Consider the following 12,295-nt stretch of genomic DNA (forward strand, 5'->3'; position numbering starts at 1 on the left):
CCAATGAGCACCACCGAAGTCGTCCCCGCACCCGTAGTGAGAGAGGCCCAGAGCGCCGAAACCTACAACCCCCTGGCCAAGCAGAAGGCAGCGGCCAAGCTGTCACGCATTCCCGTCAAGGTGGTGCAAAGCGGCGAAGTGCTCAAGAAGCCCGACTGGATCCGCGTCAAGGCCGGCAGCCCCACCACCCGCTTCTACGAGATCAAGCAGATCCTGCGCGAGAGCAACCTGCACACCGTCTGCGAAGAGGCCTCCTGCCCCAACATCGGCGAATGCTTCGGCAAAGGCACGGCCACCTTCATGATCATGGGCGACAAGTGCACGCGCCGCTGCCCGTTCTGCGACGTGGGCCACGGCCGCCCCGATCCGCTCGACAAGGACGAGCCGATCAACCTCGCGAAGACCATCGCCAAGCTGCGCCTGAAGTACGTGGTGATCACCAGCGTCGACCGCGACGACCTGCGCGACGGCGGCAGCCAGCACTTCGTCGACTGCATCAGGAACATCCGCGAGCTCTCGCCCACCACGCAGATCGAGATCCTCGTGCCCGACTTCCGCGGCCGCGACGACCGCGCCCTCGAGATCCTCAAGGCCGCGCCGCCAGACGTGATGAACCACAACCTGGAAACCGCGCCGCGCCTCTACAAGGAAGCGCGCCCCGGCAGCGACTACCAGTTCAGCCTGAACCTGCTCAAGAAGTTCAAGGCGCTGCACCCCAACGTGCCGACCAAGAGCGGCATCATGGTCGGCCTGGGCGAGACTGACGAAGAAATCCTGCAGGTCATGCGCGACATGCGCGCCCACGACATCGACATGCTGACCATCGGCCAGTACCTGTCGCCGTCGGGCTCGCACCTGCCGGTGCGCCGCTACGTGCACCCCGACACCTTCAAGATGTTCGAGGAAGAGGCCTACAAGATGGGCTTCAGCCATGCGGCGGTGGGTGCGATGGTGCGGTCGAGCTATCACGCGGACCAGCAGGCAGGACACGTTCTGGCCGGCGGCGTGCCGGCGCTCGATTGACCCTTCCGGAGGCCGTCTCCAACCCGGACTCCACGAAGTCCGGCAAGCCCCTGCACATCCTGCTGGCGATGTGCTACCTGCTGCACCGCACGGGCGCGGAGATGTTCACGCGCGACCTGGCGATGTGGCTGCGCCGCCGCGGGCACGCCGTCACGATCTTCGCGACGGCTTTCGGCGACATGGCGAACGAACTGCGCTTCGCCTCCATAGCCTGCGTCACGGACCTGGCCGACATGGCAACGCGGCCAGATGCGATCGTCGGCAGCACGCACCAGGAGACGGTGCGTGCCTTGATGCACTTCCACGACGTACCGGTCATCACGATCTGCCACGACCGTAGCGACGATCATGGGCGACCCGCGCAGTTCGCGCAGGTCGCGCGCCATGTGGCGGTCGACGAGAACTGTGCGGAGCGGCTGGTGCACGAATTCGGCATCGCGCGCGAACGCATCGAGCTGATACAGAACGGCGTCGACCTTGCGCGCTTTCCCAGGCGAGGTGAACTGCCCACCAAACCCCGGACGGCGCTGGTCTTCAGCAACTATGCCTCGCACGACTCGCAGCTGGAGGAAATCCGCGCCGCCTGCGTGCAGCGCGGCCTCTCGCTGGACGTGATCGGCAGCGGCACGGGCAATCACCTGCCCGATCCGGCCGAGGCGCTCGGACGCTACGACATCGTCTTCGGCAAGGGCCGCTGCGCGACCGAGGCGCTGTGCACCGGCAATGCGGTGGTAGTTCTCGACCCGGTCTGGGGCATGGGAGAAATGGTGACGGCGGCGAACGTTGCCCATTCACGCCGCTGGAATTTCGGCCGGGCATTGCTCGTGCGGCCCATCACGCGCGAAACCGTGGGCGCCGAACTCGACCGTTACGACTCGCAGGACGCAGCCCATGCCGCGAGCTGGATGCGTGCCACGGGCGGGCTGGATGTCACGCTCGGTGCACTCGAAGACTGCGTGCGGAGCGCGGTGCTGCAGCACCCTGTGATCGAAGTGCCCGCGGGCCAGCGGACGGAGGAGGCTTCGCGCTACGTGGCGGACTGGATCCGCCGCGGGTATCCGTCGGCAGCGCATGTGAACATCGCGTCGCTGCATCAGCATGTTGCGGGGCTGCAGCAGTCCTTCAACGAACATCAACACATGTACCAGGCGCGGATCGAACAGCTTGAAGCTCAAGCCATGCGACAGCAGGCCGAGACCCGGCTGCAGATAGAGCAGGCGCGCGCCGACGCGGACGCGCGCATCTCGGAAGCCGAGCACAAGACCCAACAGGCACGCGCCGAACTCGCGCAACTCCAGGCGCAGCTGCGCGAGGTCTACGCCAGCAGTTCATGGCGCGTGACGAAGCCGCTGCGCCGGATATCGACCCTCGTGCAATCCAACGCCCCTCGCTCATGAAATCGCTGGTGATCGCCGCACATTCTGGCCACGAGCTGCTGCTGTGGAAGTGGCTGCGCAACGAACGGCCCGACTTCGTGGTGCTGACCAATGGCGCCGGGTCCTCCGGCGTTCCGCGGCTCGAACCCACGGTGGACAACCTCGCGCGCGCAGGTGCCAACTGGATACCCGGCGTCGTGCAGCCTGTTGCGGATGCCGACATCTACCGCTCGCTGCTCGAAGGCGACACCGGCCTTTTCGCACGATGGGTCGAAGCGTTGACCGCGCACGTCGTCGATCAAGGCATCGAATGCATCGTTGCCGACGAGGCCGAGGACTACAACCCGTCGCACGACTTGTGCCGCCTGCTGGCCAACCAGGTCGCCGCGCGCGCAACGGCGCGCGGCCGGACGGTGACCTCGTTCGGCTACCCCACGGTGGGGCATCCGAGTCCGCCGGCACGCCTTGATTGCGAGCGCCACGTCGTGGTCGAGCTCGACGAACGCGAGCTGCAGGCCAAGCTCGATGACATGCACGGCTACGCGCGCAGCTTCGGCGGCCAGCTCGAAAAGGAGCTGGCCGGCTTCATCGCCGAGTTCGGCGCCCGGGCCTATGGCCGCGAATGCCTGTTCGCCGCCCAGCCCACGCGCTACGAGCAATCGCAGCCGCCCGCGACCAAGCCGGCCTTCGAGATCTTCGGCGAGGAGCGCGTGGCTGCGGGCGTCTACAAGCACGTGATCCGGGGCACCCACCTGCAGGCCGTGGCGGACAGGCTGCGCGGCCTGGTGCACTGACACGACAGTCCCTGCCGACGCCTCGATGACCTTCACCACGCTTGCCAGCGACGACAGCGCCGCAGCCATTGCCACCGATGCGGCGGGCGCGCTCGACGACGCCGCACTGTCCCACGCAGTGATCGGCCTCGGCCGCTTCGGCTGCGTGCACGCGCGGAAGCTGCTGGCGCTCGACGGATTCCGGTTGGCCGCGCTGGTGGACTGCTCGGCGTCGGCCCGAGTTGCCGACGAACTTGCCAAGCTGCCGCTGATGTCCGGGCTTGAGGAACTGCCGCCAGGCATCGAATCGGCCACCATCGCCGCCAACGACGAGGCGCATGCCGGTCTCGCGCTTGCACTGATGCGCAGGGGCTGTCACGTCCTCGTCGAAAAGCCGCTTTGCGTGGACCGGCGCGACGGCCTGCTGATGATCCAGTCCGCACATCAATGCGGCGTCACGCTGGCCACCGGCCACATCGAGCGGTTCAACCCGGTGTTCGACGCCGCGATGCTCGGTCGGCTGCGAAATGCGATGACGAGCCACCGCCAGGGCTCGGTCCCGTTCATGCGATTCAGCCGCTGTTCGACCCGCGTCGCTTCGGCCAAGGAGAGCGTGCTCGACCTGATGGTGCACGACCTGGACCTGTTCGCCTGGCTTTGCGCCGTTCCATCCGAGGCGCCACTGGAAGTGCTCGAGCGGCACGTCGGCGGGCAGAGCGTGCGCGCTCGCGTTCGGCTGGGGACGCTGATTGCCGAGTTCGAAAGCGGGTACGGCGGCTCGGCGAGCGCCCGACTGCAGTTTTTCGAAGGAGGCCGGGAGCATCAGCTCGACCTGCGCGACGACGCGCGTGCTCAAGGGCATGCCGACGACGCCCTGGCGCGCCAGTACCGGGCCTTCAGGCAAGCCATCCTGGGCCGGCCCAGCCGCATTGCCTCAGGCGCCGACGGTCTCGCGGCAGTGACGCGGGCCTGCCAGGTGCTGCGCGCATGAAGATCCCGTTGTTCCGGCCCGCCGCATCTTGCGAGCCAGAGGCAACGCGGCTGTCGGAAGCATTGGCGGCGGTACTGCGTAGCGGCACCTACATCCTGGGCCCGCAGGTCAAGGACTTCGAGGCTCGCCTTTCGGGCCTGCTCGACGGCCGTGAGACTGTGGCGGTGGGGTCGGGCTCCGAGGCCCTACTGCTGGCCTTCAAGAGCCTGGGCGTCGGAAGCGCGGGCGGGGGTGACGCGCTCGACGAGGTGCTGCTGCCCGCTTACACCTTCGTCGCATGCGCGGAGGCAGTGATCGCCGCCGGCGCGCGGCCGGTCTTCGTCGACAGCGCGCCTGGCGACTTCCTGCCTGCTCTCGCCGGCTTCCGCAATGCCCGCACTCCACGCACGCGCGCAATCCTCGCGGTCGGCCTCTTCGGCGACGCAAGCAGCCTGCCCGAGTTGGCCGCCTACTGCAGCGACGAGAGCCTGCTGCTGGTCGAGGACGTGGCGCAATGCCTCGGTGCCCATGCCTCCGACGGCACGCGCACCGGCAACGCCGGCACCTGGGGCGATGCCGCGGCGATGAGCTTCTATCCCACCAAGACGCTGGGCGCGGCCGGCGATGCCGGGGCACTGGCCTTCAGGAACCCGGAACACGCGCGCAAGGCACGGCTGCTGCGCAACCACGGCTACGACGACGGCCTGCACCGCTGCCTGGGCCACAACAGCCGCATGGACGAGCTGCAAGCCTGCCTGCTCAATGCCGTGATGGACGGGTTCGCGCAGCACATCGCACGGCGTCGCGAAATCGCCGCGCGCTACCTCTCGGCCTGGGCGGATCTGCCGCTGCACCTGCCTCCGGCTACGGCCGGCCACGCGTGGAACTACTTCGTGGTCGGACTCGGCAATTCGGGCGAACGTGCGTCCTTCGCGACGCGGCTGGCCGAAGCCGGTGTCGCGACCCGGGTCTACTACGAGCAGCCGCTTCACCATCACGAGGCGCTGCGGCCCTGGGACGGCGGCGTCAGCCTGCCGCATGCCGAGCGGCTGGCCGCGTGCTCGATCGCACTGCCGCTTTATCCGACGCTTGGCGAGGACGAGGTCGAGTACGTCATCGACGCGGTGCGCCAGGCCGTGCTGGATCCAGCGAGCTGAAACGGCCTAGCCAGGCCGAGCCGAGTGAGCGGCTCACCCGCGCGTCGCGTTCTCCTTCATCTTCGCCAGCGCGATGGCGATCGCGGCGCCGCCCAGCGTCTTGATCAGCCCCGAGTGCTGCGCATAGAACTGGCTCACCTCGTCGATCACGCCCGCGTGCTGCTGCTCGGCGTGCGTGGCGATCTCGGTCACCTGCGCGGGCGAGAGCTGCGAGGCCTGGTCGGGCGTGATCTGCGTCTGGCCCGGCTGCAGCATGCGTCCGAGCACGCCACCCGCCAGCGCCGAGGCGGCCGCCGGCCCGAGCGTGGCCAGGATCTGGTTGAGCACGCCCGCCTGCTGGGCCGGCGAGGACTGGCCGAAGAGCTGGCCCACGGTGTCGCCGAAAGGCGGCGTCTGGTCCGAGCGCATCGCGGCGGCGAGCCCTGCGCCCAATTCGCCGGGCGAGGCATGCTGCGCGACCTGGTCGAGGTGGGCCTCGGCGTTGTTGTTGCCGATGGCCTGCTGGAGGATGTCGAGTAAGCCCATGGAGAACTCCTTGTCTGTGGTGAAGGCGGGAGCGCCCGCCTCAGCGGCTCACGAGGTGCCAGACCCCGAGCAGCACGGCTGCGCCGACCACCGAGGCGATGAAGCCGGCTCCCGCGCCCGCTGAATACCAGCCCATGGCCTGCCCCGCATAGGTGGCGACCAGCGAGCCCGCGATGCCGAGCACCGCCGTGAGGATGAACCCCATCGAGTTGTTGCCTGGCAGCACGGCGCGGGCCAGAAGCCCGGCGATGAAGCCGATCAGAATCGTCCAGATGATGTGCACGGTAGCTCCCTGTTGGTGACAGCAAGCGCCGCCGCTGCTCGGCGGACAGCGCCCAAGGATCGTGTTCCCGCGTTCCTGAGCGCCAACTGACGGCGCGCCGTCCTGCAGCCGCGCGGTCGCCAAGGCGCTGGCTGGAAGCGGGAGCATTTCGCTATCCTGCCGGCTGGCCAAGAAGAAGGAAGAGATGACTTTGCAAACGCACCCTGACGTCCAAGCCGCCATGGAACGCAGTTTCGGCGCCATTGCCGACCTGGTCCGCCTCCACGCACGACACACGCCCGGCCACGCTGCGCTGTCGGACGCGAACCGCACGCTGGACTACCGCTCGCTCGACGCGCTGATGGACCGCGTCGCGGCCAGCCTGCAGCGCGACGGACTCAAGGCCGGCGACGCGATCGCGATCTGCGCCTCGTCGTCGGTGAACTACGCGGCCGTGTTCCTGGGCGCGCTGCGCGCGGGTGTCGCGGTGGCACCGCTGGCCCCCGGCTCCGCTCCCGCGAGCCTGGCGCGCATGATCGAGGATGCCGATGCGCGCATCCTCTTCAGCGACGCATCGGCGGCCGAGGTGATCGGCCCCGCGAAGGAAGGCGGCATCGCGCGCGTGGCGCTCGACGGTTCGCAGGTCGGCCGCGGCATCGACGAATGGCTGGCGCCTGCCGGTGCGCGGCCCGAGCCCGTCGATGTGCAGCCGGGCTGGGCCTTCAACATCATCTATTCGTCGGGCACCACGGGCGAGCCCAAGGGCATCGTGCAGGGCCATGGCATGCGCTGGGCCCACGTGCAGCGCGGCGCGAAGTACGAGTACGGGCCCGACTCGGTCACGCTGCTGTCGACGCCGCTGTACTCCAACACCACGCTGGTGGTGTTCTTCCCCACGCTGGCCTTCGGCGGCTGCGTGGTGCTGATGCCCAAGTTCGACGCGCTGGGCTACCTGCAGCTGGCGCAGCAGCGCCGCGTGACGCACACCATGCTCGTGCCGGTGCAGTACCAGCGGCTGATGGCGCATCCGCGCTTCGACGAGCACGACCTGTCTTCGTACAGGCACAAGTTCAGCACCAGCGCGCCCTTCGGCGCCGCGCTGAAGGCCGACGTGCTCAGGCGCTGGCCCGGCGGGCTGGTCGAGTTCTACGGCATGACCGAGGGCGGCGGCACCTGCATCCTGGAGGCGCACCTGAATCCCACGAAGCTGCACACCGTGGGCCGGCCCGCCGAGGGCAGCGACATCCGCCTGATCGACGAGGAAGGCAACGAGCTGCCGCGCGGCGACACCGAGGTGGCCGGCGAAGTGGTGGGCCACTCGGCCGGCATGATGACCGGCTACCACCGCCAGCCCGCGAAGACGCGCGAGGCCGAGTGGTTCGATGCCACCGGCAAGCGCTTCATCCGCACCGGCGACGTGGGCCGCTTCGATGCCGACGGCTTCCTGACGCTGTTCGACCGCAAGAAGGACATGATCATCAGCGGCGGCTTCAACATCTACCCGAGCGACCTCGAGGCCGTGCTGCGCGGCCATTCGGCGGTGGCCGACGTGGCTGTCGTGGGCGTGCCTTCGGAGCAGTGGGGCGAGACGCCCGCCGCCTTCGTGGTGCTCCGCGAGGGCGACGCCACGAGCGAAGAGGAGTTGCTGCAGTGGGCCAATGCCCAGGTCGGCAAGACACAGCGCCTGGCGCGCCTCGCCTTCATCGACGAGCTGCCGCGCAGCGCGATCGGCAAGGTGCTCAAGCGCGAGCTGCGTGAACTCGCCGTCCGCTGACACCGGCGCGGCCGCAGCGCCCGACCACGGCGGCGGCGGCAACGGCCTGCTGTGGGTGCTGGTCGCCGTGGCGGTGCTGTTCGCCTTCCTGCGCCCGCGCGCGCCCATGGACTGGCTGCGCCTGGTCGACTGGCAGACCGTCGGCGCGCTCGCCGGCCTGCTGGCCATCACCCAGGGCGTCGAGAAAAGCGGCATGCTGCAGGCCACCGCCCAGCGCCTGCTCGCCCGCACCCACAACCAGCGCAGCCTCGCGATGCTGCTGACGGCCAGTGCGGCCTTTCTATCCGCGCTGGTCACCAACGACGTGAGCCTGTTCCTGCTGGTGCCGCTGACACGCGTGCTCGCCACCCAGGCGCACCTGCCGCTGGCGCGGCTGGTGGTGCTGCAGGCGCTCGCGGTGAACGCGGGCTCGGCCCTCACGCCCATCGGCAATCCGCAGAACCTGTACCTCTGGCACCGCTCCGGCGAGGGCTTCGTCGCCTTCATGGGGATGATGGGCCCGACGGTCGCGGTGATGCTGTTCTGGGTCTTCGTGGCGGTGTGGCTGCTGGTGCCGCGCACGCCGATCGAGCTCAAGCCGCAGGCCGAGGCCGCGCCGGTGCAGCCGCGCATGCTGGCGCTGTCGGGGCTGCTGTTCATCGGCTTCGTGATCGCACTCGACCGGCACTGGCTGCTCGCGGGCCTGGGCGTGGTGTTCGGCGTGTTCCTGGTGAGCTATCCGCGCGTGCTGCGCGGCATCGACTGGGCGCTGCTGGCGATCATCGCGCTGATGTTCGTGGACCTGCGCCAGCTCGCGCAGCTGCCCGCGGTGGTGTCGCTGCTGGGCCACTGGCCGATCACCGAGGGCTGGCGCGCGTACCTCGCTGCCATCGTCACCTCGCAGTTCATCAGCAACGTGCCGGCCGCGATCCTGCTGGACGGCCACGTGCGCGACCTGCCCGCGCTGGCGGCCGGGGTGAGCGTGGGCGGCTTCGGCTGCGTGCTGGGCTCGCTGGCCAACCTGATCGCGCTGCGGCTGGCCAGGCTGCCCCGTGGGCTGAGCGAGTTCCATCGCATCAGCATTCCGTTCCTGGTCGTCTGCGCAGCATCGGCGCTGCTGCTGCGGCTGGGGTGACAGCGGCGGTGCAGCGTCGGACAATCGCGTTCTCCCTTCCCCGCGTCCTCCCATGCACACGCCCGCCACGCACACCCTGGCCCTGCGCGACTACGGCCACTCGCACGGCAGCCACGCGCACGACCATTTCCAGGTGCTGATCGGCCTGGACGGTGTGCTCGAGATCGAGGTGGAAGGCCGAGGCGCCGGCATCGCCGCGGGCGAGGCGCAGGTGGTGGCGCCGGGCGACCGGCACGACTTCAGCGCGCGCAGGCACGGCGCCGTGTGCCTGGTGCTCGACACCACGCAGCCCGCATGGGCCCGCTGCGCCGAGCGCGCTCCGCCCGGTTCGCCGCAGTTGCACGCGCTGGCGCGCTACCTCGCGCAATGCATGAAGCAGCCGCAGGCCTCGGCACTGGCGCTGCAGCACGGCCCTGCGCTGCTGCTGGAGGCCTGGAGCCCGTCGCCGGCGTCCTCCGCCGACTCGCGCCGCCGCCGCATCGACTGGCACCTGCTCGCCGACTGGGCCCGCGCCCGCTGGCACCAGCCGCTGGCCGTGGCCGACCTGGCGGAGGTCGCCTGCCTGAGCCCCAGCCAGTTCGCCCAGCGCTGCCGCGACGAGCAGGGCATGGGCGCGATGCAGTGGCTGCGCTCGATGCGGCTGGCGCACGCGCGGGAGCTGCGGATGGGCGGCATGAGCGTGGCGGAGACGGCGAGGCGCACCGGGTACCGTTCGCCTTCCGCTCTTACGGCAGCGCTGCGGCGCTGACTTCCCCCTCCCCCGCTGGGGGAGGGTCGGGGTGGGGGCACGACGGCGCCAATGGAAAACACGTCGCCTGATAGACGGCCTGCCCCCATCCCGGCTTTTCCCCCCAGAGGGGGAAGGAGCAACACCCGAACCATCGTTTCGCGACGACGAACCGTCATTGCGCGACGACCGCATCGCGTAGCCTCGCCGTCCATGCCATCGACCGCCTACGCACTGATCGCCATCGCCCTGTGGACCACGCTTGCCTCGCTGGGCACGTCCCTGTCCCACCTGCCGCCCTTCCTGCTCACCGGGCTGGCGCTCATCATCGGCAGCGTGCCGAGCTGGCCGCTGGTGCTGCGCGACCGCGGCGCCTGGAAGGTGCCGCCGCGCACGCTGGCGCTGGGCATCTACGGGCTCTTCGGCTACCACTTCCTGCTGTTCATCGCGCTGCGCTACGCGCCGCCGGTGGAGGCCAACCTGGTCAACTACCTCTGGCCGCTGCTGATGGTGGTGCTGGCGCCGGTGCTGCTGCCGGGTGTGTCGCTGAGGCCGCTGCACCTGGTGGCGGGGCTGCTGGGTTTTGGCGGCGCGGCGGCGGCGATCCTGGGTGCAGGCGGGGGCGGCGGCGCTTCCGCCGCGGGGTACTGGGGCTTCGCGCCGGCGCTGGCCTCGGCCTTCGTCTGGGCGAGCTATTCGCTGTGGACGAAGCGCGTGCCGGCCTTCCCGACCTCGGCGATCGGCCTGTTCGGACTGGTCTCGGGGGTGCTCGCGCTGGCCTGCCATGCGGTGCTGGAGCCCTCGGTGTCGCTGACGGCCCGAGACTGGGCGCTGCTCGCGCTGTGCGGCCTCGGCCCGCTGGGCGCGGCCTTCTTCGTGTGGGACATGGCGCTCAAGCGCGGCGACGCGCGGCAGATCGGCATCCTGAGCTACATCACGCCGCTGGGCTCGACGGCGCTGCTGTTGCTGGTGACGGGCCGTCCACTGACCTGGACCATCGCGCTGGCGGCCTGGCTCATCATCTCGGCGGCGATCATGGGCACGCGCGTGCGTTGATCGCGGCGATGCGGGCGTGCTGAATCAGGCTGTATCCGACGGCGCGCCTTCATCTTTTCTGGCTAGAGTGGAGGCTCAGGAAAAAGGAGCCAACCCACATGGACGACAAGAACAGGGATTTCGAGATCACGCCAAAGCTGGTGTTCGACCTGAACCTGGCGCTGTACCTCGACCTGGTGGCCGCGCTGGAGGGTGCGGGCGCCGTCACCTACCGCCAGATGGCGGCCCGGGTGCTGAACATCAGCATGGATGCACGCAACGACGGCGAGACCGGCCTGTCGACGGTGCTCGAGGGCATCGCCCGGGGCTTCGCCGGCCACGGCGACGGCCTGTCGATCGAACTGCTGAAGGCCGCGCGGAACCTGCGCGAGGACGACGCGCTGGGCGACATCCCTCTGCGCCCCGACGAAGGCTGAGGCAGGCGCGGCCTCCCCCTCCTTCGCTTCGGCTTCCGTCTCGCCTCAGTCTTCGGCGACCTGCAGCACCAGCTTGCCGAAGTTCTCGCCCGCGAAGAGCTTGTTGAGCGACTCGGGGAAGGTGTCCAGCCCCTTCACCACGTCTTCCTTGCTCTTCATGCGGCCGTCCTTCAGGTAGCCGGCCATCTCGGCGATGGCGATGTGGTACCGGTCGGCATAGTCGAACACCACGATGCCTTCCATGCGCGCGCGGTTCACCAGCAGGCTCAGGTAGTTCCTCGGGCCCGCCGAGGGCATGCTGTTGGCGTTGTTGTACTGGCTGATGGCGCCGCAGATGATGATGCGGGCCTTGCGCGCGAGCCGCGCGAGCACCATGTCGAGGATCTCGCCGCCGACGTTGTCGAAGTAGATGTCCACGCCCTTCGGGCAGTGCGTCTTCAGGCCCTCGCGCACCGCGGCGGCGCCGGCCTTGTAGTCGATGCAGGCGTCGAAGCCCAGCTCCTTGACCACCCAGTCGCACTTGGCCTGGCCGCCGGCGATGCCGACCACGCGGCAGCCCTTGATCTTGGCCAGCTGGCCCACGGTCTGGCCGACCGCGCCGGCCGCGCCCGACACCACTACCGTTTCGCCCGGCTTGGGCATGCCCACGTCCATCAGGCCGAAGTAGCCGGTCATGCCGGGCATGCCCAGCACGTTGAGCCACTGGGTGATGGTGCCCACGTTCAGGTCGATCTTCACCAGGCCGTTGCGCTTGATCTGGTCCCCCGGGATGAGGATGTATTCCTGCACGCCCAGCGTGCCATAGACGGTGTCGCCCACCGCGAACTGCGGGTTCTTCGAGGCGACGACGCGGCCGACGCCGCCGGCGCGCATCACTTCGTCGATGCCCACGGGCGCGATGTAGCTCTTGGCGTCGTTGAGCCAGCCGCGCATGGCGGGGTCGAGCGACAGCGACAGCGTCTTGACGAGCACGCCGCCTTCGGCCGGTTCGCCGACGGGCTCGGTGGTGAACTTCCAGTTCTCGCGCGTGGCCGTGCCCTCGGGGCGCTTGGCGAGGCGGACCTGGTGGTTGGTGAGTGGGGTGCTCATGGCGTCTGTCTCCTTGACCTTGAATGAGGGGCG

The 12,295-nt window shown here is 69.3% G+C and carries 13 protein-coding genes; 10 read left to right on the plus strand and 3 right to left on the minus strand.

What is annotated here, in order from left to right:
- Positions 1 to 3 precede the first annotated feature (3 nt).
- The 5 genes from lipA to FHY06_RS31085 all read left to right on the plus strand — a co-directional run bounded on the left by lipA (position 4) and on the right by FHY06_RS31085 (position 5,299).
- The gene (lipA, locus tag FHY06_RS31065; RefSeq protein WP_184607346.1) at positions 4 to 1,023 is read left to right on the plus strand and encodes a lipoyl synthase; all 1,020 of its coding nucleotides are present in this window, start codon (positions 4 to 6) and stop codon (positions 1,021 to 1,023) included.
- A gap of 68 nt (positions 1,024 to 1,091) precedes the next feature.
- On the plus strand, positions 1,092 to 2,420 hold the full coding sequence (locus tag FHY06_RS31070) for a glycosyltransferase (protein ID WP_260310793.1): 1,329 nt from the start codon (positions 1,092 to 1,094) through the stop codon (positions 2,418 to 2,420).
- Positions 2,417 to 3,193 carry a hypothetical protein gene (locus tag FHY06_RS31075; RefSeq protein ID WP_184607348.1) on the plus strand — a complete coding sequence of 259 codons (777 nt, stop codon included), beginning with the start codon at positions 2,417 to 2,419 and terminating at the stop codon, positions 3,191 to 3,193. Before FHY06_RS31070 ends, FHY06_RS31075 begins: the two co-directional genes overlap by 4 nt.
- A gap of 25 nt (positions 3,194 to 3,218) precedes the next feature.
- Positions 3,219 to 4,163 (plus strand): Gfo/Idh/MocA family protein, encoded by a 945-nt coding sequence (locus FHY06_RS31080; protein ID WP_184607349.1) that lies wholly within the window; start codon positions 3,219 to 3,221, stop codon positions 4,161 to 4,163.
- A complete protein-coding gene (locus FHY06_RS31085; RefSeq protein ID WP_260310794.1) occupies positions 4,160 to 5,299 on the plus strand; it encodes a DegT/DnrJ/EryC1/StrS family aminotransferase in 1,140 nt (379 codons plus the stop codon). The genes FHY06_RS31080 and FHY06_RS31085 overlap by 4 nt, the downstream gene beginning before the upstream one ends.
- Before the next feature lie 33 nt (positions 5,300 to 5,332).
- Here the strand turns inward: FHY06_RS31085 and FHY06_RS31090 are convergent, their stop codons facing one another.
- Positions 5,333 to 5,824, minus strand: a complete 492-nt coding sequence (locus FHY06_RS31090) for a hypothetical protein (RefSeq protein ID WP_019657652.1) — start codon at positions 5,822 to 5,824, stop codon at positions 5,333 to 5,335.
- 40 nt (positions 5,825 to 5,864) lie between these two features.
- Positions 5,865 to 6,107 (minus strand): GlsB/YeaQ/YmgE family stress response membrane protein, encoded by a 243-nt coding sequence (locus FHY06_RS31095; RefSeq protein ID WP_019657653.1) that lies wholly within the window; start codon positions 6,105 to 6,107, stop codon positions 5,865 to 5,867.
- 220 nt (positions 6,108 to 6,327) lie between these two features.
- Here FHY06_RS31095 and FHY06_RS31100 point away from each other — a divergent pair, with 220 nt between their 5' ends.
- The 5 genes from FHY06_RS31100 (at position 6,328) to FHY06_RS31120 (ending at position 11,173) form a co-directional block, all read left to right on the plus strand.
- The gene (locus tag FHY06_RS31100; RefSeq protein WP_184607350.1) at positions 6,328 to 7,860 is read left to right on the plus strand and encodes a class I adenylate-forming enzyme family protein; all 1,533 of its coding nucleotides are present in this window, start codon (positions 6,328 to 6,330) and stop codon (positions 7,858 to 7,860) included.
- On the plus strand, positions 7,841 to 8,974 hold the full coding sequence (locus FHY06_RS31105) for an SLC13 family permease (RefSeq protein WP_184607351.1): 1,134 nt from the start codon (positions 7,841 to 7,843) through the stop codon (positions 8,972 to 8,974). The genes FHY06_RS31100 and FHY06_RS31105 overlap by 20 nt, the downstream gene beginning before the upstream one ends.
- Before the next feature lie 52 nt (positions 8,975 to 9,026).
- The gene (locus FHY06_RS31110) at positions 9,027 to 9,722 is read left to right on the plus strand and encodes a helix-turn-helix transcriptional regulator (protein WP_019657656.1); all 696 of its coding nucleotides are present in this window, start codon (positions 9,027 to 9,029) and stop codon (positions 9,720 to 9,722) included.
- 192 nt (positions 9,723 to 9,914) lie between these two features.
- A complete protein-coding gene (locus FHY06_RS31115) occupies positions 9,915 to 10,757 on the plus strand; it encodes a DMT family transporter (RefSeq protein ID WP_184607352.1) in 843 nt (280 codons plus the stop codon).
- 98 nt (positions 10,758 to 10,855) lie between these two features.
- Positions 10,856 to 11,173: a hypothetical protein gene (locus FHY06_RS31120; protein ID WP_019657658.1), complete on the plus strand. Its 318-nt coding sequence runs from the start codon at positions 10,856 to 10,858 to the stop codon at positions 11,171 to 11,173.
- 45 nt (positions 11,174 to 11,218) lie between these two features.
- Here FHY06_RS31120 and FHY06_RS31125 read toward each other — a convergent pair whose 3' ends face one another.
- Positions 11,219 to 12,262, minus strand: coding sequence for an NADP-dependent oxidoreductase (locus FHY06_RS31125; RefSeq protein WP_184607353.1), 1,044 nt, complete (start codon positions 12,260 to 12,262; stop codon positions 11,219 to 11,221).
- Between the last annotated feature and the right edge of the window lie 33 nt (positions 12,263 to 12,295).

Origin of the sequence: Variovorax atrisoli (assembly GCF_014195185.1) — a bacterium.
Classification (GTDB): Bacteria; Pseudomonadota; Gammaproteobacteria; order Burkholderiales; family Burkholderiaceae_C; genus Variovorax; species Variovorax atrisoli.